At 69.0% G+C, this 21,177-nt stretch carries 19 protein-coding genes; 5 read left to right on the forward strand and 14 right to left on the reverse strand.

The window, feature by feature from the left end:
* The first annotated feature begins 16 nt into the window (after positions 1 to 16).
* Both I6H87_RS30835 and I6H87_RS30840 read left to right on the forward strand, forming a co-directional pair.
* Positions 17 to 634, forward strand: coding sequence for an IMPACT family protein (locus tag I6H87_RS30835; protein ID WP_041688572.1), 618 nt, complete (start codon positions 17 to 19; stop codon positions 632 to 634).
* Positions 627 to 941, forward strand: a complete 315-nt coding sequence (locus tag I6H87_RS30840) for a 2Fe-2S iron-sulfur cluster-binding protein (RefSeq protein ID WP_010810702.1) — start codon at positions 627 to 629, stop codon at positions 939 to 941. The genes I6H87_RS30835 and I6H87_RS30840 overlap by 8 nt, the downstream gene beginning before the upstream one ends.
* Before the next feature lie 163 nt (positions 942 to 1,104).
* On the opposite strand, the gene I6H87_RS30845 is transcribed toward I6H87_RS30840, so the two are convergent.
* A complete protein-coding gene (locus I6H87_RS30845; protein WP_011617846.1) occupies positions 1,105 to 2,202 on the reverse strand; it encodes an extracellular catalytic domain type 1 short-chain-length polyhydroxyalkanoate depolymerase in 1,098 nt (365 codons plus the stop codon).
* Between the two features lie 132 nt (positions 2,203 to 2,334).
* Between I6H87_RS30845 and I6H87_RS30850 the strand changes: the two genes are divergently transcribed.
* Both I6H87_RS30850 and I6H87_RS30855 read left to right on the forward strand, forming a co-directional pair.
* The gene (locus I6H87_RS30850) at positions 2,335 to 2,535 is read left to right on the forward strand and encodes a DUF3606 domain-containing protein (protein WP_010810704.1); all 201 of its coding nucleotides are present in this window, start codon (positions 2,335 to 2,337) and stop codon (positions 2,533 to 2,535) included.
* Between the two features lie 313 nt (positions 2,536 to 2,848).
* Positions 2,849 to 3,598, forward strand: coding sequence for a carbonic anhydrase (locus I6H87_RS30855; RefSeq protein WP_010810705.1), 750 nt, complete (start codon positions 2,849 to 2,851; stop codon positions 3,596 to 3,598).
* A gap of 96 nt (positions 3,599 to 3,694) precedes the next feature.
* On the opposite strand, the gene I6H87_RS30860 is transcribed toward I6H87_RS30855, so the two are convergent.
* The 7 genes from I6H87_RS30860 to czcI form a co-directional block, all read right to left on the reverse strand.
* Positions 3,695 to 4,450: a sulfite exporter TauE/SafE family protein gene (locus I6H87_RS30860; RefSeq protein ID WP_011617847.1), complete on the reverse strand. Its 756-nt coding sequence runs from the start codon at positions 4,448 to 4,450 to the stop codon at positions 3,695 to 3,697.
* Positions 4,451 to 4,462: 12 nt separating this feature from the next.
* Positions 4,463 to 4,819 carry an antibiotic biosynthesis monooxygenase family protein gene (locus I6H87_RS30865; RefSeq protein WP_010810707.1) on the reverse strand — a complete coding sequence of 119 codons (357 nt, stop codon included), beginning with the start codon at positions 4,817 to 4,819 and terminating at the stop codon, positions 4,463 to 4,465.
* A gap of 27 nt (positions 4,820 to 4,846) precedes the next feature.
* A complete protein-coding gene (locus I6H87_RS30870; protein WP_011617848.1) occupies positions 4,847 to 5,971 on the reverse strand; it encodes a cytochrome P450 family protein in 1,125 nt (374 codons plus the stop codon).
* A 155-nt stretch (positions 5,972 to 6,126) separates the two neighbouring features.
* The gene (locus I6H87_RS30875; protein ID WP_011617849.1) at positions 6,127 to 9,303 is read right to left on the reverse strand and encodes a CusA/CzcA family heavy metal efflux RND transporter; all 3,177 of its coding nucleotides are present in this window, start codon (positions 9,301 to 9,303) and stop codon (positions 6,127 to 6,129) included.
* Positions 9,304 to 9,316: 13 nt separating this feature from the next.
* Positions 9,317 to 10,591, reverse strand: coding sequence for an efflux RND transporter periplasmic adaptor subunit (locus I6H87_RS30880; protein WP_011617850.1), 1,275 nt, complete (start codon positions 10,589 to 10,591; stop codon positions 9,317 to 9,319).
* Between the two features lie 16 nt (positions 10,592 to 10,607).
* The gene (locus I6H87_RS30885) at positions 10,608 to 11,879 is read right to left on the reverse strand and encodes a TolC family protein (protein WP_011617851.1); all 1,272 of its coding nucleotides are present in this window, start codon (positions 11,877 to 11,879) and stop codon (positions 10,608 to 10,610) included.
* Positions 11,880 to 11,976: 97 nt separating this feature from the next.
* Positions 11,977 to 12,351, reverse strand: a complete 375-nt coding sequence (gene czcI, locus I6H87_RS30890) for a cation efflux protein, CzcI family (protein WP_011617852.1) — start codon at positions 12,349 to 12,351, stop codon at positions 11,977 to 11,979.
* A 285-nt stretch (positions 12,352 to 12,636) separates the two neighbouring features.
* On the opposite strand from czcI, the gene I6H87_RS30895 reads away from it, so the two are divergent.
* Positions 12,637 to 12,981, forward strand: a complete 345-nt coding sequence (locus tag I6H87_RS30895) for a hypothetical protein (protein ID WP_010810713.1) — start codon at positions 12,637 to 12,639, stop codon at positions 12,979 to 12,981.
* Between the two features lie 52 nt (positions 12,982 to 13,033).
* Here the strand turns inward: I6H87_RS30895 and I6H87_RS30900 are convergent, their stop codons facing one another.
* From I6H87_RS30900 to I6H87_RS30925, 6 genes are all read right to left on the reverse strand, one after another.
* Positions 13,034 to 13,240, reverse strand: coding sequence for a zf-HC2 domain-containing protein (locus tag I6H87_RS30900; RefSeq protein ID WP_010810714.1), 207 nt, complete (start codon positions 13,238 to 13,240; stop codon positions 13,034 to 13,036).
* Positions 13,241 to 13,282: 42 nt separating this feature from the next.
* Positions 13,283 to 13,876, reverse strand: coding sequence for a sigma-70 family RNA polymerase sigma factor (locus I6H87_RS30905; RefSeq protein WP_011617853.1), 594 nt, complete (start codon positions 13,874 to 13,876; stop codon positions 13,283 to 13,285).
* 86 nt (positions 13,877 to 13,962) lie between these two features.
* Entirely contained in the window at positions 13,963 to 15,126 is a 1,164-nt protein-coding gene (locus tag I6H87_RS30910; RefSeq protein ID WP_011617854.1) for a hypothetical protein, read from the reverse strand.
* Between the two features lie 60 nt (positions 15,127 to 15,186).
* Complete coding sequence (gene tssA / locus I6H87_RS30915) at positions 15,187 to 16,272, reverse strand: type VI secretion system protein TssA (protein ID WP_011617855.1); 1,086 nt, start codon at positions 16,270 to 16,272, stop codon at positions 15,187 to 15,189.
* Positions 16,269 to 20,387, reverse strand: a complete 4,119-nt coding sequence (locus I6H87_RS30920; RefSeq protein WP_011617856.1) for a type VI secretion system protein — start codon at positions 20,385 to 20,387, stop codon at positions 16,269 to 16,271. Before I6H87_RS30920 ends, tssA begins: the two co-directional genes overlap by 4 nt.
* Positions 20,388 to 20,424: 37 nt before the next feature.
* Positions 20,425 to 21,177 (reverse strand): DotU family type IV/VI secretion system protein, encoded by a 753-nt coding sequence (locus I6H87_RS30925; RefSeq protein WP_010810719.1) that lies wholly within the window; start codon positions 21,175 to 21,177, stop codon positions 20,425 to 20,427.

Here is a 21,177-nt window from a genome sequence, read left to right on the forward strand (position 1 = left end):
ACTTCCGCCCTTCCGCTTGCCCACTTACACGCTAGCCAACCCCGTCCGGGCCGAGATCGAAATCCGCAAGAGCCGCTTCCTGGCGCTGGCGCTGCCCGTTGCCGACCGTGACGCCGCCATGGCGGCGCTGCAGGCGCTGCGCGCCGAGCACCCCACCGCCACCCACGTGTGCTGGGCCTTGCTGGCTGGCGGCGCCTCGGGCATGTCCGACGATGGCGAGCCCTCCGGCACTGCCGGCCGGCCCATCCTTGAAGTGCTGCGCCACCATGACCTGGACGGCGTGCTGGCGGCGGTGGTGCGCTATTACGGTGGCGTCAAACTGGGGGCGGGCGGGTTGGTGCGCGCTTACACCGATGCCATCGCGGCCGCGCTGAAAACGGCCGAGCGCGTGGAACGCATCGCCTACGGCACCCTGACGGTGTCCGTCGACTATGCCGACGAGCCGCGCGTGCGCCGCTGGCTCGACTACGACGCGCAGCCGGGCTGCACGCTGGCCGACACCGCCTATGGCGCGCTGGCCACGCTGGTCCTGCGCATGCCCGCAACCCAGCTCGACGCCGCGCGCGACGCCCTGCGCGACGCGACCCACGGACGCGCCCAATTCCCGGAAGCGGAGGGTGAGGACCATGGCTGAACGCGAGCCGGTGGCGCCCGACGACCGCGCCGAATTCACCACAAGCGTGCTGCCAGGCAATACCCGCTTCGCCGCGCCGGCGGAGCTGAGCCTGCTGGAAGCTGCCTTGCTCGAAGGCGTGTCGCTGCCCAACTCCTGTCGCAACGGCACCTGCCGCGCCTGCGCCAGCCGGCTGCATGCAGGGACGATCCGCTATCGGATCGAATGGCCGGGGTTGAGTCTGGATGAGAGGGAAGAGGGGCTGATCTTGCCGTGTGTGGCTTGTCCGGCCAGTGATGTGGTGATTGAGCCGGTAAGTTTGGGGTAGGGGTCAGTCGAAGGTACTATTCGACACTTTTGTCGAGGTCGGGCAGCCGTGTCAGGTCTTGCAGGAAGCCGAGACGAGACTTCGCCGTTCGCTCGCTCGGAGAAAACGCGATCACCTTCGTAACCGGATGACAGCGCGATATCCATGAGGCGTCAAGCCTGCCTCACCCCCCAACCTCCAGAAAAAATCGCAACGCCAGCTTCAACCCATCCGGCCCCGCCGGATCGGAGAACGCCTGCCCGCCTGCCCCGCCGCTCCAGGCGTGACCCAGGCCCTCGATCCGCACCAGGCGCACGTAAGGCGACTTTCCCTCCGCCCAGTCGAACACATCCATGGCACGGCGCATGCCGCGCTGGATGCGCCGTGCCGGCGCCGCGGACAACGCGTGCGCATCCTCCGGCTGCAGGTGCATCCACATGCCCGCCGCGGCGGTGGCGTTGCTGAAGTCGACCACGTGGTCGGCATCGCCATGCAGCAATAGCAACGGCGGCGGGCGGCGCCCTGCCAGTCCGAACCGCAGCGCCTGCATGGCCTTGGCATCGGGCCCGTGCCCCCCGCGCATGGCGCGCGCTGCCTGGGCGGCATTGCTGGCGCTCCATGGCACCGCGCCGGAGTGCGACCCCACTGCGGCAAAGCGTCCCGGATAGCGCAGCCCCAGCATCAGCGCCATCGCGCCGCCCGCGGACAGCCCCAGCACGCTGATGCGGTCCGCGGCAACCGGATGGCCGCGGCAAGCCTGGTCGATCAGCGCCATCAGCAGACCGGCCTCGACACCACCCTGCGCGCCGGGCCGGAACCAGTTCCAGCAGCGCTGTGCGTTGGCCTGCGAGGTCTGTTCAGGCAGCAACACCACCCAGCCGGCTTCGCGCGCCACGGCGGCGGCGCGCGTGACCGCGGCAAAGCTGGCGGCATCCTGGCCGCAGCCATGCAGCAGCACCAGCATCGGGGCGCGCCGCGACGCCGTGACGCCGGCCGGCACAAAGATGCGGTAGCGGCGCGGCGCCACTGGTGCGCCCCATGCGCCTTCTTCCCAGCGCCCGCTGCCGCGGTTCTGCGGCGCCTGCACCGGCGATACCACGCCCGACAGTGCGCGCTGCGTGGCGGCCGTGACTGCAGCCGATTGCTTCACCGCGTTGCGCACGATGGCCTCGGTCATCGGCCTGGTCAGGTTCTGGTTGACGGCGCGCTGCAGGCGGCGCGCATTGCGGGCCGCGGCCTTGTTCAGCGTGGACCAGAGTTTTGCACCGGATGAGCGGGGCATGCGGCGTCCTGTCGGCTGGGGTAACCCGTACATCATATGCGCAAGCTCAGGCCGCCTTGCATGCAACGCGTGCCGGATCACTGCCTACAATGCAAGGGCCGTGTCGCCCCGAGACATGGACAGGAGGCAAGCATGAGCGATGTGACAAACGAGTTCAGGCCTTTGGATCCTGGCCGCATCAACCTGATGGATCCGCTTGAAGTGCAGTACTGGTGCCGGGAGCTGGGCTGCAGCACCAGCGACCTGGAGAACGCCGTCGATGCCGCGGGCGACCATATCTCCGCGGTACGCGCGCAACTGGAGTCGAACCAGGCCGGCGCGCGGCCTGGCTGAAATCCCGAGACAAACGGTGGCAGGCAGGCATCCCCGGCTGAGCGGGGATGCCTGTGGAGCGTGCCACGTGAGATGTCGGCGCCGTGTCCGTTCCATGCCGGCATGCGCGGCACGCACCAATCGCATGCGTGCATGCAGTCCGTACCCTTGTTAAACGCTGTGCAGACCGGAATTCAGCAATGCCTTATTCGCTGGACGGTAGTTTTGCTGCATGATTTCCGGCCCGGGCAAAAGACCCGGCACTCAAGACGGGGACAGCTTGACAACACCACGTCGGAAACCAAGGGGTTACCAACACTAGGACGCATCGACAATGAACACCAGGCTGCCGATTATCACGGTTTGCACCGCCTTGCTTGCACCTGCCGCGTGGGCCGGCAATGACCCGCACTGGAGCTACACCGGACCGACCGGTACCAGCCACTGGGCCGAGCTCGACCAGGACTACAAGACCTGTGCGCTGGGCAAGCACCAGTCGCCCATCGATATCCGCACCAGCAAGGCCCGGCCTGCGGACCTGAAGCCGATCGGCTTTGGCTACGCCGCGGCGCCCGCCACCGTGGTCAACAACGGCCACACCGTACAGGTCAACCTGCCCGCAGCGGGGCAGATCGAACTCGACGGCGTGCCCTACAAGCTGCTGCAGTTCCACTTCCATACGCCCAGCGAAGAGAAGATCAACGGCAAGGCCTATCCGCTGGTCGCGCACCTGGTGCACCAGAATGCAGAAGGCAAGCTGGCGGTGGTGGCGGTGCTGTTCAAGTCCGGGCGGGAGAATGCGGCGCTGAAACCGGTCTTCGCGAGCCTGCCGGCCAAGGCCGGAGAGTCGCGCGAACTGACGGCGCCGCTGGATGTGGCGGCGTTGCTGCCGGCCCGGCAGTCGTACTGGGCCTTCACCGGCTCGCTGACCACGCCGCCGTGCAGCGAGGACGTGCGCTGGCAGGTGCTGAAGACCCCGGTGGAAGTGTCGCCGGCGCAGTTGGCCGCATTCCGTCAGCTTTATCCGATGAACGCCCGCCCGGTGCAGCCGCTCAACGGCCGCACGGTGCAGGTCAGCCACTAGAGGACGGCGCCCGATAGAAGTACCAATCGGGCGGCAATGACCGACTGTGCGCTCCCTCTCCCGCTTGCGGGAGAGGGGAGCAAGCCAGCGGCAGGGTCAGGACAGCCCGCGCAGCGCCAGCTCGCCGCCCAACACCAGCAGCCCGCAGAAGAACAGCTTGCGGAAGCGCTCGGCGCTGATCCGGTGGCGCAGCCACTGGCCCAGGAACATGCCGCCGAGCGCCGGCACCAGCGCCAGCGCCGAGGCGCCCAGCACCGGCATATGCAGCAGCGACCCGCCCATGGCCAGGCTCACCGCCAGCGCAATGGTCGATACCGTGAACGACAGCCCGAGCGCCTGCACCAGGCTTTCCTTGTCCAGCCCGAGTCCCTGCAGGTAAGGCACGGCGGGAATCACGAACACACCGGTCACCGCCGTAATGCCACCCGTGACCAGCCCGATCAACGGCCCGAGCCACCGCTCCGCCCCTGCCGGCACCACCAGCTTCACCGCTGCCAGCCCGACCACCGCGTACAGCACCAGCGCCACACCCAAGGCCGAGGTCGCGTGCGTCGTCATGCCGGCCGGCACCCATGCCGCGCACAGCCAGGTGCCGGCGCAGATCGCCACCAGCATCGGCCACAGCCGTAGCATCAGCTGCCCGAAGCGCGGCCCGCCGAACAGCTGCACCACGTTGGTCACCATCGACGGCGCCACCAGCAGCGCCGCGGCCTGCGCGGGCGGCATCACCAGCCCCAGCATGCCCACCGCAACCGTGGGCAAGCCCAGGCCCACCACCCCCTTGACAAAGCCTGCCAGCAAGAACGTCAGGCCGATAAAGGCGGCTTGGGTGGCGATTGCTTCCATCGTCATCGCTGCTCCCCCTCAGCCCGCCTTGTGGTCATGCACCGCGCGGCTGTCCGCCGGCGCCTGGTCGCGCTCGTTCAGCCCGTAGTCGCGCAGCACCTGCGCCACGCGCAGCCGGTAGCCGGCAAACACGCCGCCGCGACCGGCCGCCTGCGCCTGGCGATGAGCCAGCGTATTGCGCCAGGCGATCACCGCGGCCTCGTCGCGGAAGAACGACAGCGACAGCAGCTTGTTGGGGTTGGTCAGGCTCTGGAAGCGCTCCACCGAGATAAAGCCGTCGATGGCCTCCAGCTGCGGGCGCAGGTGCGCGGCGATATCGAGGTAGTTGTCCTGCCGGCCCGGCGCGGGCTCGACTTCGAAGATGACTGCGATCATGTTGTCTCCTGGGGGCAATGGCGGGAATCAAAGGAAATGCGGAATGCGTGCGTTCAGCGACGGACGATAGCGGAATGCCTGCGCCAGCGCGGCCGGGTCGGCCCCACGCGCACGCAGCGCCGCCACCGTGGCGGCAGCCAGCGCCTGCGCCAGGCGGTCGCCGGGACAGGCATGGCGGCCGTGGCCGAAGGTCCATGGCCGTTCGCTGGCCGCGGCACCACTGCACGACGCCGCGGCCAGCAGCACCAGCACCGCGTCGCCGGCCTTGACGGCGTGGCCGCACAGTTGCGCATCGGCGGCCAGGAAGCGCCGCGTATTCTGCACCGGCGGATCCTCCCGGGCGACCCGCGCCACCACGGCATCGAGCGGCAGCCCTGACTGCGTCGTGTCGCGACCCAGCCGCAGCAGCGTATTCCCGGCCAGCGCCGCGGTGGCTTCGCAGGCTTGCACCAGCAGGCCGATGATGTTGGCGGCGACCGCCTGCGCGTCGATGCCGGCGGCACGGGCTGCCTGCCGCAGCGCCGGCAGCGGCCCTGCGCCGTCCGCCGCATCGGCAAGCCAGTGCCCCAGCCATTGAGCGGCCTCGGCGCCTGCGCGCACGGCCGGTGCATCGGCCAATGGCGACTGCGCGCCGGCGAAGGCCGCAACCCGTTGTGCGGCTTCGGCCGCGCTGCTGCCTTCGTTGGCAACCGGCAGGCCAAGCAGGTCGGCGACCGTGACGACCGGCAGCGTGAACAGCCAGCGATTGATGCACTCGCCGGACATGGCGGCCCAGGACGCTTCGCCGGCATCGAGCACCGCCGCCAGCACCGTTGCGCGCTGCGCCGCGGCGGCCGGGTCGATACCCGCCAGCATCGGCATCAGCAGGGCCTTGAGCGGCGCGTGCGCGGCGCCGTCGTTCATCCGGACCAACCGGCCGAACAGCTCGCCGGCGGCGGTGCCGGCCAGCGCGGGCGGCACCGGCTGTGCGGGCGGCCGCACGCGGCAGTCGGAGTGGGCAAGCACGTCGGCCACTTCCTGCGGGCCGGCGGCAACCCACAGGCCAAGGCGGTCATCGCGGAAGAATGGCTGGCTGGCGGCCAGCTCCCGGTAGTACGGGTACGGGTCGGGATGGGTGACGGCGCTGAGCGGATCGATATCGGTATCGGGCATGGCGGCACAGTGGATGGAAGTGCTGAGTCCTTGCAGCGAACCCAGCGCCCGGGGGCGGGCGGACAGTCACATCATGCCGCCGCGGCGCAGGCCGAAGGTTCATGGTGACATGAACTATCGAATGAAGTGACGCAACGCCGCCACACCCTGGGACTTCACGCATCCATTCGCGCCAGCTCCCCTTCCCCTTGCGCCGCTTCCGTCGCCGGCTCGTCGTTCCGGTGCGCCAGCCGGTACAGCACCGGCAACACCAGCAAGGTCAGCGCCGTCGACGACAGGATGCCGCCGATGACGACCGTCGCCAGCGGACGCTGCACCTCGGCACCCGTGCCCGTGGCCAGGGCCATCGGCACGAAACCAAGCGACGCAACCAGCGCGGTCATCAGCACCGGCCTCAGCCGCGTCAACGCCCCATCGCGGATCGCCGCATCCAGCCCATGGCCTTCCTCGCGCAGCGAGCGGATAAACGACAGCATCACCAGCCCGTTGAGCACCGCCACGCCGCACAGCGCGATAAAGCCCACCGCCGCCGAGATCGACAGCGGAATGCCGCGCAGCCATAGCGCCAGGATGCCGCCGGTCAGCGCGAACGGGATGCCGGTGAAGACCAGCAGGCCGTCCTTGACGTTGCCGAACATGGCGAACAGCAGCACGAACACCAGCCCCAGCGCCAACGGCACCACCACGCGCAGCCGCGCGGTGGCGGACTGCAGCTGCTCGAAGGTGCCGCCCCAGCTGGTCCAGTAGCCCGCCGGGATCTGCACGCGCGCGCGGATGGCGGCCTCGGCCTCGGGCACGAAGCTGCCGATATCGCGCCCGCGCACATTGGCGCTGACCACGATGCGGCGCTTGCCGTTCTCGCGCGAGACCTGGTTGGGGCCCGGTGCGATATCCACGCTGGCGACTTCGCTCAGAGGGATATAGCTGGTGCGCGCTGCGGCTTCCTTCGGCAGCGGCACCGGCAGGCGCCGCAGCGCTTCCACGTCCTCGCGCACGGCATCGGGCAGGCGCACCACGATGTCGAAGCGCCGGTCGCCGCTGAAGAAGGTGCCAGACACCTTGCCACCGATGCCGATCGCCACCGCATCCTGGATATCGCTCAGGTTCAGGCCATAGCGCGCCGCCTTGTTGCGGTCGATCTGGACTGTCAGCATCGGCAGGCCGGTGGTCTGTTCGACCCTCACCTCGGCCGCGCCGGGGATGCCCTGCAGCACCGCCGCGATGCGATTGGCGGTCTGCTCCAGCACGGCGTTGTCGTCGCCGAACACCTTGACCGCCACGTCGGAGCGCACGCCCGAGATCAGCTCGTTAAAGCGCAGCTGGATCGGTTGCGAGAATTCATAGTTGTTGCCCGGCAGCTTGCCCACCTCATCGCGGATCGCGGCGATCAGCTGGTCGCGCGTGCGGCGCGGCTCGGGCCATTGCGACATGGGCTTGAGCATGATGTAGCCGTCGGAGATATTCGGCGGCATCGGGTCGGAGGCGATCTCCGCGGTGCCGGTGCGCGCAAAGATGCGCTCGATCTCCGGGAACCTGGCCTTCAGCGCGGTTTCCACCTGCTGCTGCATCGCCACGGATTGCGTCAGGCTGGTGCCGGGGATGCGCAAGGCCTGGATCGCCAGGTCGCCTTCATTCAGGCTGGGCACGAACTCGCTGCCCAGCCGCGTGGCAATGGCCAGGCACAATGCCACCGCCACGCCGGCAAACGTCAGCACCACTGGCGTCGCGGCCAGCGAGCGCTCCAGCAGCACCGCGTAGCGGCGGCGTGCCCAGGCCATCAGCCGGTTCTCGCGCTCAGCCACGCGGTTGCCGATAAACTGCGCCACCGCGGCCGGCACGAAGGTCACCGACAGCACCATCGCGCCCAGCAACGCCAGCACCACGGTGAAGGCCATCGGGTGGAACATCTTGCCCTCAACCCCGGTCAGCGCAAAGATCGGCAGGTACACCACCATGATGATCAGCTGGCCGTACAGCAGCGGCCGGCGCGCCTCGCGCGCCGCGGCAAAGACTTCATGCAGGCGTTCGCTGCGCGTGAGGGGATGGCCGTGGCGCTCCTGCGCATGCGCCAGCCGGCGCACGCAGTTCTCGACGATCACCACCGCGCCGTCGACGATGATGCCGAAGTCCAGCGCGCCCAGGCTCATCAGGTTGGCGCTGATGCGGTAGTGCACCATGCCCGTGAAGGTGAACAGCATCGACAGCGGGATCACCAGCGCGGTGATCAGCGCCGCGCGCAGGTTGCCCAGGAACAGGAACAGGATGGCGATCACCAGCACCGCGCCTTCCAGCAGGTTCTTCTTGACCGTGGCAATGGCCTTGTCGACCAGCGTGGTGCGGTCGTACACCGTGACCGCCTGCACGCCCTTGGACAGCGTGCGGTTGATCTCGGCCATCTTGCGGTCCACCGCCTGCGAGACCGTGCGGCTGTTCTCGCCGATCAGCATGAACACGGTGCCCAGCACCACCTCGCGGCCGTTCTCGGTGGCCGCGCCGGTGCGCAGCTCGCCGCCGGTCTGCACGGTGGCCACGTCACGCACGCGGATCGGCAGGCCCTGCGCGGTGCCGACGATCACGTCGCGGATATCCTCAAGCGAGCGCACCTGCCCCGGCACGCGCACCAGGTACTGCTCGCCGCGGCGCTCGATATAGCCGGCGCCGACGTTGTCGTTGTTCTTCTCCAGCGCGCTCACCACGTCGGCCAGCGACAACCCGTACGACGCCATGCGCTCCAGGCTGGGCGCGACCACATAGGCGCGTGCATGGCCGCCGATGGCATTGACCTCGGTCACGCCGGGCACGTTGCGCAGCTGCGGGCGGATCACCCAGTCCTGGATCTCGCGCAGGTCCGACAGCGTATACGGCGTGCCGTCCGGCTTGCGCGCACCGGGGTCGGCCTCGACCGTCCACAGGTAGATCTCGCCCAGCCCGGTCGAGATCGGCCCCATCGCAGGCGTGATGCCGGCGGGCAGCTTGTCGCGCGCTTCCTGGATGCGCTGGTTGACCAGCTGGCGCGCAAAGTGGATACCGGTGCCGTCGCGGAAGATCACCGTCACCTGCGACAGCCCGTAGCGCGACAGCGAGCGGGTCTGCTCCAGCCCGGGCAGGCCCGCCATCGCGGTCTCGACCGGATAGGTGATGCGCTGCTCGGTCTCCAGCGGCGAATAGCCCGGCGCGGCGGTGTTGATCTGCACCTGCACGTTGGTGATATCGGGCACCGCGTCGATCGGCAGCCGGGTGTAGCTGTACAGGCCCAGCGCGGCCATGCCCAGCACTGCCAGCAGGACCAGCCAGCGTTGCTCGATGGCAAAGCGGATCAGGCGTTCAAACATGCGTGCCTCCCGCTCAGTGCTCATGCCCGGCGCTGGCTTTGCCCAGCTCGGACTTGAGGATGAAGCTGTTGGCCGCGGCGTAGCCCGCGCCGGCCTGCAGGCCCTCTGTCACCTCCACCAGCTTGCCGCCAGCGCGCCCGGTCTTGACCGGCTGCACCGCAAACCCGCCCGGCACGGTGATGAACACCACGCTCTGGCCGTCGACCTGCTGCACCGCGTCGGCCGTCACCGTCACCGTCACCGGCACCTGCGCCGGCGCGCCCAGCACACTGACCGTGACGAACAACCCCGGGCGCCACGCCATGCCGGGATTGGCCAGCGTCACGCGCGCCTTGGCCGTGCGCGTCTGCTCGCCCAGCAGCGCGCCGACGTAGGACACCTTGCCCTCGGCCTGCGTGTCCGAGGCGCTCGAGCGCACCGTGACCGCTTCGCCCACACGCACCTGGTGCAGGTCGCGCGCGGACACCACGAACTCCGCCCACACCGAGCTCAGGTCGGAGACCGTGAAGACGCTGGTGGCTTCCTGGACCGCTTCGCCCAGCGCCAGGTGCTTCTCGACCACGATGCCGTCGAACGGGGCACGCAGCGCAAACTGGTTCAGGCTGCCGCCCTTGCCCGCGCTGTTCTCCGTGGCGCCAATCGCGGTCAGCTTCTGGCGCGCGTTCTGCACCGCGATCTGCGCTTCCTCAAGCGCCGTGCGGGCCTGCTGGTAATCCTGCTCGGCGGAGATCTTCTCCTGCCACAGCGTCTTCTCGCGCGCATAGGTGGCACGCGCCAGCCCCTCGCGCTTCTGCGCCGCCAGCAGCTCGCTGCGCTGCTCGGCCAGCGTCGTGCTGGCGAGCAGCGCCAGCACTTCGCCCTTGCGCACCTGCTGGCCAAGGTTAGCCGGCACCGCCTGCGCCACGCCCGCCACGCGCGGCACCACGTGCGCGGTGCGGTCTTCATTGAAGCGGATCTCGCCGGGGAAATCGACGCTGCTGCGCAGCGGCGCCGCGGCGGCGGTGGCGATGCCGATGCCGGCCTGCTGGATCTGCGCGGGCGTCAGCGCGATCAGGTGCGGCTTGCCTTCGGCTTCCGGCTTCGCCGCGGGAGCGCTGGCGTCAGCGTGCGCGGCCGCATTGTCTCCTTCGTTGCCATGTTCGTGCTCGTCGCCATGCTCGGCTTGCCCGTGCCCGGCCTCGCCGGTGGCGCTGCCGCCCTTGCCGGTGGACAGGATCGCCGCGCCGCCCAGCAGCCCCGCGACCAGGATGGCCACCACGGCGGCCCGTTGTTGCTTGCTCATTGCCATGTCTGCAGCTTCCGTATCAGTGTCCGAGGATGCGGTCGATGCTGGCCGCCGCGTCATAGGTGCGGGCCAGCACGTCCAGGTAGCGAATGCGCGCCCGGAACAGCGTGCGCTGGGCATCCAGCACATCGAGGAAATTGAATTTGCCGGCCTCGAACCCGCGCGAGGCGGCGGCATAGGCCTGCTCCGCCGCGGGCAGCACCGAGGCCTGCAGCGTCTGCGCCGCGGCGCGCGATACCGACAGCTGCGTCGACGCCTGCTGCAGCTCACCCGCCAGGCGGATGCGCGTGGCCGCGTGCGTGTCCTGAGCCTTGTCGGCCCGGCGCAATGCGGCGTAGAGGTTGCCCTGGTTGCGGTCAAACAGCGGCAGCGGGATCGCCACGCCCAGCACGGCCATACCGCGGTTGGCCTCGTTGTCGCGCTTGGCGCCCAGGCTCACGGTCACGTCGGGGTACTGGCGGCTGCGCGCCACGGCGACTTCAGCGCGGCTGCGCTCGGCCACGAGGCGGCTTGCCGCCAGCTGCGGCGAGTCTTCCAGCGCCGCTTGCAGCGCTGCCGGCGCGGGGCGCGAGGGCAGTGCGTCAAGGTCACCCTGCGCCTGCGCAAAGTGCGGTACGGCATTGCCCCACAGCGCGGCCAGCGACTGCCGTGCGGATTGCAGCGCGCCGGTGGCCTCGGCCAGTTCCAGCTCGGCATTGGCCTGCTCGACCCTCGCGCGCGTTTCTTCCAGCGGCGCGACCTTGCCGGCGGCCACGCGCCGCCCGGCCGCCGCGGCCGCCTTGCTGGCGATGCCGACCGAGCCTTCGGCGAGCTTGACGCGCTCCTGCGCCACCAGCACGCCAAAGAAGCGTGCGATCACCGCGGCGCGCAGCTCGGCGCGAGCGCCGCCCAGCTCGGCCTGTGCCAGTTCGCGCCCGCGCTCGGCCACGCCGATGCGCGCGGCGCGCTTGCCGCCGAGTTCGATCGGCAGGTTGATCTGGCCGGTGGTGGAGCGCGTGGCCTTGCGCGTGTCTTCCATCGACACGGCCAGTTCGGGATTGGGCAGCACGCGCGCCTGCGTGACATCGCCCTCGGTGGCGTCAAGCTCCTTGCCCGCCGCGGACAACGTGAAGCTGCCGGCTTCGGCCAGCGCCAGCGCGGCGTCGAGCGTCAGCGTGCCGGCAGGCTCTTGCCCCGGCGCCGGCGAGGATGCCGATGGCTGCGCCATGGCAGGGGGCGGCGTCTGCGCGACGCCATGGATCGGGCTGGAGAGAACGGCCGCCAGCCCAAGCGGCAGCAAAAGTCTTCGCATCGAATTGCACCAGGAAAGAAACCGGGAGAATTCGGCGAGACGCCTGACGTCAGGAAATCAGGGAGATCAGGAAAGCGTGGAAGCGTCGTCTCGCCGGCTAGGCAAGACGCGGCCACTGCGGACGGTCGGGCGCCCGCGCACTGTGCGAAGAGAAGCTGGGCTGCGGCGCCGGTGGCACCAGTTCCACCCGGCGCATGGCGTGCACGTCGGGCGCGTCGGCCCGTGCAAACGGCAGCGAAGCGATATGGCAGACGCCGCAGTCGGGATCGGGCAGGCCGAGCTTGGCCTTGTCCTGCGCCCTCTGCGCGGGCTGGTCCTGCTTGCCGCTGTCGGCCTTGTGCTGGTGCTCGTGGTGCCCGAAATGGGCCTTGGCCGAAGCCGCCACCTCATGCCGGCAATACGCAGCGGCTCCCGCCCAGGCGAACTGGAGCGGCAGGACGAGCGCAAGAAGGATGAGGATGAGCCGTTGCATAGGGGAAGTGGCAGCTGCCCTGGCCGCCGAGCATCAGGCGCCGGGGAAGTGCAGCGAGCCGCAAGTTTAACCGAGCCGCACCGGGCATTCCGGCGACGGGGTCATTACATTTGCGTCATGCCACGGGTCATTTCCGCCCTCGCCCATTAATTCAATTTTTTTGAATAACTTGTCCGGCAACTGACCTGCTTCCGTATCGATGGCGCTCCTATAGTTCTGTACATGAACGGCACGCACACAACGCAAAGCCTTCTGACAAATTCAACGAGCTTAAGGAGAACCATCATGACCAAGACCACCCGCCTCGCTACCGCCCTGCTCCTGTCGCTGGCCGCCCTGGGCGCCGCGCAAGCCGCCACCGCCGCCGAACAAGTGCCCGGCGACAAGTACGGCTACAGCTTCCGCAGCACCGTGCCCGGCGACAAGTATGGTTATGAGTTCCGCAGCCATGATGTGTTCACGGAAGGCGCCCGCGTCGGCAAGGCCGATCCGTTTGTCGACGGCGCACGCACGCTGGCCGGGCTGGACCGCAGCGGCGTGTCGGCCGCCCCAGCGCGCAGCTTCGACACCTATTCCGAAGGTAGCCGTGCCGGCAAGTTCGATCCCTATGGGGAAGGCGCGCGCGCCTGAGCGATACCGGCACCCGGCCAGCAAGAAGGCCAGCGAATCCGCTGGCCTTTTGTCATTCGTCGCGCCCCAGCCTGTGCATGGCCTCGCGCAGGGTCCGCATCTGGGCGCTGAAGCTGGTGCAGGCGTCGCAGATCGCCAGGTGGGAGCGCATGCGCAGCCGCTCGCCCCATGACAGCGGCCGGTCCAGGCCCTTCATGGTGAGGTGGTGGATCTCTTCGCAGTTCGGCAGCAGGCGGCGGGAAGGGCGGGAATCTGGCATGTTGCTCAGTGGCTTATCCGTTGCATGGGCGGGGGGCCGGGATCAACCGGCCTTGCCGGGCCGGCCGCGCTGGCCGAACCAGTGCAGTTCCAGGCATTCGCGCAGGCGCATGCGGGCGCGGTACAGCATCGCCCAGGCATTGGTCGCGCTGATCTGCAAATGCTGACAGATTTCTTCGGTGTCCAGCTCCAGCCACTCGCGCATCATGAAGATCCGGCCGGTGCGCTCCGGCAGGCGGTCAACGCACAGCTGCAGGATCTCGAAGAACTCGCGGCGCTCAAAGGCGCGTTCCGGGTTGCCCCAGTCGGATGGCGGGTCCTGGTAGTGGCCGTTGCGCGTGAACAGCGCGTCGAAGGCATCGTCGTCGGATTGCCGCTGGCCTTCGGCATCGGTGGCCAGCGCCAGCCTGACCTCACGCTTGCCGCTGCGCAGGGTGTCGATGATCTTGTGCTTGAGGATACCAACCAGGTAGGTGCGCAGCGTTGACTGGCCGGCGAAGCGCTCAGGGTGCTCCAGCGCCGCCAGCAGTGTTTCCGAGACGGCATCCTCGGCCAGTGCCTGGTCGCGCAGCTGCAGGCGGGCAAAGCGCAGCAGGTAGGGGCGTATGGCCTGGAGTTCGGCGGGGTCGAGACTCATCGGGGATCGGGGCGCGGTTGCCTGGACGGATGGCCCATGATACCCGCGCCTTACCCGATCCCGTGGGATTGCCCGCCGACCGCGCGTCAGCGCCCGCCGGCGATACGCATCGGTCGGCCATTGGGGTCTCTCAGGAATTCGTTCGCGGTATAGCGATGCTCCTGCTTTTCGCCCATGACGAATACATACAGGTTGACGCTCGCCCAACTGCAGGCGAGCCCTTCGCTGGCAAGCACGCTGAGGCAGTTGTGCAGGTTTTCCCGCGTGGGCTTGTAGTGGCCGCTGTTGTTGTCGATCACGCGCAGCGAGCCATTCCTGATGGTCAGCGTACCTGCGCAAATAACATCATTGCCCGCGTTGAACGACGAGTGGTTGAAGAACATGGCGTCATCCAGCGGATCTGCATCTTTAATGAACAAGGAGCCGTACTTGTCCATCGCATAGGCTGTCACCTTGACCGCATGTGTCGTGATGCGCTGGTTATTTACGTCGTACAGAAGTCCGTCGTCTCCGACGATCGCCATATACCGCATGCGTTCGCTCTTTGTCAGATAGTTGACATCGCCTGTGACAAGGTTCTCCCGACCGATGGCATCGAGCAGCTGAAAATCCTCCAGCGTCAGTGCGTGCACATCTTTGCTGGCAATCGCCTCGGCCTCTGCGCGCCGTTGCGGGTTGGCCGGCATCATCTGCGAGAGATTCTTGTGCGTCAGATGGACACCGCTGCCCGAGATCGCCTGGACCTTGCCCGACTGGAGATAGGACAGACGCTCGTTCTGATAGTCCGCGCCCATCGGCCTGAGTTCGCGCACGTAGGGCGAGCGGTCACCGTGGTTGACACCGGAACCGAGCACCAGCAGCTTGCGCCGGTCGAATTTCATCCGCCCGCGCAAGTCCGGGGTGAGAATACCCAGCTGGGTCAGGCGCGCATAGAGTTCCTGCAACGCTTCGCTGCCGAGATTCGTGATTGCACGACGGCGCGTGACGAACAGAGCATTGATCTTTTCAGCGCCGCCAACCAAGCCCTGACGGCTTTCCGGCTTGCCGCGCTTGAGCTTCAGCCAGCCGATGCACGCCGTCACGATCGCGTTCAGGCTGGCGATCTCCCGCCGTGCGTCCCGTGCGCCGTTCATCTCTCGCCAATAGTCTTCCAGCGCGCAATCGACCGCGCGGATATTGCTGCCACGTGCCAGGAACTTCCAGTCCCTGGCGGTGGCGGCGATGAACGTCTGGTATTGGGTCCTCAGCATGTTCCAGCTCCCCTTGTCCACTTGATGTCAGAAAATGCCCGGGCTCGGATGCCGTGCCAGCTAGTTGTCCAGCAGCGCCAGATACCGCCCGATATCCCCGTCCTCACGCAGGATGTCCTGCATCAGATCCGCCAGTGGCATCTGCCCCCAGCGCACCGCGCGCCGCAGCAGGTATGGCGTGGGGCTGTGCGGCTCATGGCGCGCCAGGTAGTCGGCCACATCCCGGATCAGCTGGTAGGCATGCGCACGGTCCTCGATGCGGCCGTGCGCCAGCATGGCGGTCTGCCCCGGCCCCGCGGCGGGCAAGACCGGCATCGGCTCGGGATCGTCCACGGGATCGTTGTTACCGGCCGGCCCCGTGGCGGCGGGTTCGCCACGGTGAGCGCTGCCTGCTTCGTCCCCGCGCAGCGCCGCCACCGCCCGCACCAGCCGCGCCAGCGTGTCGGTTACGCGCGCCAGGCTCGGCGCTTGCGCCCCCAGCAGCGCGTCGATGCGCCGGTCAAACCCAGCCCATTCGGCGCTGGCGCCGTGCAGGTCGCGCCACAACGCATCCAATCGGGCCCGGTCGGGCGCGTGATGCGCGCGCTGCAGCAGCGCCTCGCGGCCCAGGCTGTCGTAGTCATCGACCGGCGCCAGGCTGCGTTCCCACAGGTCCAGCGTGATGTGCAGGGGTTTCTCGTCGGCCAGCGACAACAGCGGGACATGCAGCGCCAGCACCGCTGGCAAGGTCTCGTTGAGCCATGCGATCGGGGCGCAGCGTGCCTCCGCATCGCCGGCTTCCATGCGCGGCCAGGCGCTTTCCCAATACGCGTCCGCCAACGCCCCCAGCAAGCGCACCCCGGCGCAAAAGCCGGCCGCGCCGTGCAGATGGATCCACGCCTCGCACAGCCATGCCGCCAGCTGGAAGTCCTTGCTGCGCGTGGCCAGCGCCTCGCTGGCGAGCGCGGCCACGCGTTTCCAGTCAGCCTTGACCAGCGGGCGCTCCCATTCCCGCATCGGCAAGGACTCGTCGTCGTGCTGGCGCGCTTCGGCGATGGCGCGATAGACCGCGTCGTAGCGCAGCGAAGCGCCCGCGGGATCGTCGCCCGGCACCGGCGCAAGCAGTGCCTGCGCGTCCGGGATGCGGTCTTGCGTTGGCGTCGTCATAGGTTGGTCCATTCAGGAGCCCGGGTGGGAAAGCTTTGCGGCCACGGCAGCGGCATCTTCCTGCCCGCGGCCGTCAGCACCAGACGCAGGAACACACGGCCGCGCACCGGCCTGGGCGCCGCCGTGAAATCCGGCGCGGCGCTGCCCAGCGGAAAGTCGAAGCGCAGCAGTTGCGCCGTGCTGTCGGCGCGCCCGCCCGGATCCGCGATGCGATGGCGCGCAATGAACGACAGCAGCGACCACGGGTCGGCAAAGCGCCAGGTCATGGTCTTGCCGTCGGCGGCCAGCGCGCGCTGTTCGGCGTCAGGCAACGCGACCATCGGTGAGTCCTTGGCAAAGCGCAGCGTCAGCGTCACCGGACTGCCGTAGTCCCAGTGCAGCGAGCGCGGCGCATCGCGCATCGACAGGCTCTGCGCGCCGATCGTCAGGGTCCAGTCGATGATCTGGTTGCCGGCCAGTTCCGCGCCGCGGTTGACGCGGAACTCCGCGCTCACGTCATAGCCCGCGGGCGCGCCCTCCTCGACCGGATACAGTGGCGCGAGCAGGGTCCTGACCTGGTCGAAGCTGTCGATGAACTGGTGCACCGGCACGCCGGACGCGATATTCCTGAGCGGCCCGTCGCCACGCGCGGCCCGGTACGTCGCCGAGAGCGGTTCATAGCGCTTGAGCACCCGGCCAAGCTCGGCATAGTCCGCCGTGCGCACCTCGCCGGCGTTGGCGGCGCCGCCAAACGGCGCGCGCCCGGCCAGCCGTTCATTGAACGTGGCCGAGAACCCGTCCCACTGCCGCTGCAGGTCGGCAAAATAGCCTTGCGCACAGCGCGCGAGCAGGCCGTCGTACAGGCGCACGTGCAGCGCGGCAAAGTAGTCATCCCCGCCGGCAGGCCGCGCCGCAAAGCGCGCCAGGCACACGCCCTGGCCGGACTCGGCCGCCGCGGCCTGCACGAACTGCTCCAGCATCAGCAGCCGGCTGTTCGGGTTCTTGAGCCGATAGCGTTCCAGATCGCGGTTCAGCGCCTGCCAGCGCAATGCCAGGCCGGAGCCGGCGTCGGCGGGCGAGAGCGCGGCAAGATACACCGCGGCCTCGCGGCCCAGGGCCTGCGCACGCGCCGACTGCTGGTCCAGGTACGGCCCCAGCGCCGCCGCGTCGTTCAGCCCGAACGCCGTCAGCAGCGGCGAGCGCGGCGCACGGGCCCCGTCGCCGGCGCTGCCCTGCCGGATCGCGTACAGCTCGGACTGCTGCAGCAGCTCGTCCACCGCGCGCAGCCGTGCCAGCGCATCGCGCGAAACCAGCGCATCGAGGTCATCCACGCGCGACATGGCATGCATCTCGCCCAGCATGGTCTTGATGCGCGCGATTCGGCCCAGTGCAGCCTCGAAGCCGGCGCTGCCGCCATCGGCCTGCAGCGGCGCCATGATTGCCGCGGTCGCGACCTGGTCGGTCACCAGCCGCGCAAACTGCTGGTCCACGCTTTGCGCAATCGCATCGCGCCAGGGGCCTGGCAGGCCCGTCAGCCCCTCGTCAAGAAAGCGCTTGCGCATGTCGCCCAGGGCGATGGCCTGGTCAAGCTGCTGGCGATCCCACAGCACCGCCGACCCGGCCGGCACCGACGGCAGCGCCAGGTCGCGCGGCGGCGCCATGAACGGCTGGTTCAGCAGGGCGGCGAGCCGGTCGCGCAAGGCCAGCCGCTCGGGCGTGACCACGAAGCGGCCGTCCTTGTCCTGCCACGCGATCCCGCTGTCGGGTCCGCTGAAGCGCTGCGCCAGCTCGCCGGTGAAGGCCTGGAAGCCGCTTTCAGCGCGTGCGCGCGCGGCTGCCACCAGGTCTTCGCCGAGCAGCCGGTTCTGCGCGGCCTGCGCCAGCGTGCGCGCGTAGACGGTGCCCGCGGCGAACTGGGGCTGCCTGATCCAGCCGCCCTTGCCGGACGCCAGCAGTTCCTGCTGCGTGCCGATCGCCGCGACAATGCCGCGGTAGTCGGCCAGGACCCGGTTGACGCCACTGCCGGCATTGGCCCCGCCGGCCAGTTCATCGAGGCTGGACCTGACGGCGCGCTCGGCCACCAGCAGCGGGTTGTTGTTGAAAAGCCGCTCGTCGAGCTGGCGCGCGCCCTTGTCGAAGGTGCAGCGCAAGGGCGGCACCAGCGCGGTCAGTGCCCTGCCGCCGGTTGCCAGGCTTGCGGCACCACGCCCCTTGCCAGGGTCGCGCTGGAAATACGGCAGGCTGCCCGAGACCTCGCCCTGCAACTCCGCCCCCAGCGCATAGCGCACCACCAGCCGCAGCGCATCGGCGTTGGCAGGCTGCGGCGTTTCCAGCCGGTGCAGCGCTTGCAGCGCAGCGTCGAACTGGTCGACCGCGGCAACGTACTGCTGCAGCGCGCGCATCTCCGGCATGTCTTCCAGCGCCAGGCTGCGTGGCGGCAGGGCCTCGCCCCGTGCGCCCGGCGGCGCCAGGCAGCTGTCGCCGATGATCAGCTGGCCGGTGCTCGGGTCGCGCCCCACGCCTGTCAGCGTGTCGACGCGTGCCAGCAGTTCGCGATCGATGGTGTCGAGCGCGATCTCGCCGAAGGCGCGCTGGAAGCGATCGTGCACGCGCCCGTCCAGGTCGTCGATAAAGGCCCACGAGCCCGGCATGAACCAGGACGAGACCGACTGCGCGCTCAGGCGCTGGTTCATCGCGATCAGCCCCAGCGCCTGGCGCCGGTACCAGTCCGGCGGCAGGTCCTGGCCGCGCTGCGCGGCCAGCGCGCGCTGCTGCGCGCCGGCACGCAGTTCGCCAAGCGCGGCCAGCAGTTCGGCATGGCGATGTCCCATCTGCCATGCCGCGACCAGCAGTCCCCCGGCCCACGCGCACAGCACGGCCATGCCGCCCCAGCGCAGCGCTCGGTGCACCAGCGGCCGCGCCAGCTGCTGCGAGCGCGATGGCCGCGTCAGCCCGTACTCCAGGAAGATCTTCTTCTCGAACAGGTCGCGCAGGAACGCCGGTTGCCGCATCAGCTCGTTGAGCAGGTCGGCGGACGAGCTGGCGCTGGCTGCCGGCGCCAGCTCCGGCGCGTGCGCATCCTCTGGCGCCAGTGCGTCAGGCTGCGCCGCACGCAGGCGCGGCGCGGCGAAGGCGGGTGCATGCGCCGCCAGCTCGCCGCTGTCGCCGGTCAGGTAGACGCCGCGCAGATAGAAGGGCTCGTGATAGGCGCTGGGCCGCAGCAGTTCGTCGACATAGCGCGTGAGCTGCCCGCGCATGGCTTCGATGCGCGCCGGCAGCAGCAGCGACTGGCAGGCATCCACCTCCTGCGCCCCTATCGCCAGCAGCTCGGCCACACCGTCCGACACCGCGCGCACCACGCCCGACATGGCCGCATCGATCCAGCCCGACTGGTAGGTGGCCGACAGGTCGTACGGCGAGGACCAGCCCAGCATGCCGGCGCGCATCGGCTCTGGCAGCGCGCGCGCAAAGTGCGCGAAGCCCGGCAGCGACTCACAGCCCGTCACCACCACATAGACCGCGAAACGCACCGCAAAGCGGTTCTGCGCCAGCCATAGCCGCCGGTGGGCCAGCTTGGCCCGGCGCACCAGCTCAAGCTGTGCGTCGGTGTCGTCGGCCAGCAGCATCGCCGCCGGCACCGTCACCACCACGCTGTCGAAGGGCCGTTGCGGGCGATAGCCGCGGCACAGGCCGAGGAACTCGTCCCAGGGCTTTTCATCGGTATCGTCGTCAGGCGAGCCCAGATAGGCCGCATTGATGTCGATGACCACGCCGCGGTCAAAGAAGTGCCATGAAATACCCTGCGTGGCGGCCGCATTGGCAGCGTCGGAGCCCAGCACGCTGGCCACGCCGGACTGAGCGATCGGCAGCGGCCGCGCATCCTCGCCCTCATTCAGGACCAGGATCCACGGAATGTTGTAGCGCTCGGCGCGCGAGGCGATATTGCCCTCGACCAGCTCGATCGCCTGGCGGAACGCGGTGCGCAGCGAATCGGTGCGCAGGCGCACGATCTTGCGCTCGGCCGCCGGCTTGGCGCGGGCCCGCTGCGCAGCGAAATACAGCACCGCGCCGAGCACGGCCAGCGCCACCAGCGTCAGCACGCCGATCGAAATCAGAAACAGGTTGCTGGTCAGCATGCGCCTGCCCCCCGGGCGCGGATGGGCTGCCGGCGCGTCATGGCGTGCCTCCGGCCACGGTGTCGGCCCGCAGCGCTTCGCGCACCGGCCAGGATTGCCACAGCCACGTCACCTCGGACAGCGCCAGCAGGGTGGCCAGGCCCAGCAGGAACACCACGGTCCAGCGCGTCAGCGTGGGCAGCTTGCGCGGCGCGATATGCGAGAGCGTGTGGGCGTACGCGGATTCGCTGAGCACGCGCTCGCGTCCGCCCAGGTCTGGCCGGCGTTGGTAGATGAACTCATACAGTTCCTCGCGCAGACTGCGCAGCCGCGCTTCGGCATCGGCGCCGCGAAAGCGCCCCTGGAAACCAAGCCCGAGCGTGAACAGGTACAGCCGTGCCAGGTTGCGGCGCGACGGCTCGCGGTCCAGCAGCAGCTGCTCGATACGGCGAAACACCTGGTCGCCTGCCACGTTGGTGCGGAACAGCGTCGATTCGAGCAGATGCCCATGCCACGCGGCGCGGCCGGCCCAATCGGCGTTCAGCAGGATTTCATCGGCGAGCACCGCCTTCAGGTAGCGGGCATCGGCCACGTCCTCCATCTCGAAGCGCGAGCTGTCGCGCCGCGATTGCAGGGTCTGCACTTCCAGCAGGTTCAGCAGCTGGCGGTTCATGCCTTGCGCGGCAGCTTCGCCGCTGAGGTCGGGTTGTTCGGAGAACCGCTCCTGCAGCTTGACGAGTTCATCCAGGAACGCCCGGAACTGCCCGGTGGCAAGATCGTCTTCCTCGGTTTCCGGTCGGTAGCGCGCCAT

This window comes from Cupriavidus necator (assembly GCF_016127575.1).
Taxonomy (GTDB): domain Bacteria; phylum Pseudomonadota; class Gammaproteobacteria; order Burkholderiales; family Burkholderiaceae; genus Cupriavidus; species Cupriavidus necator_D.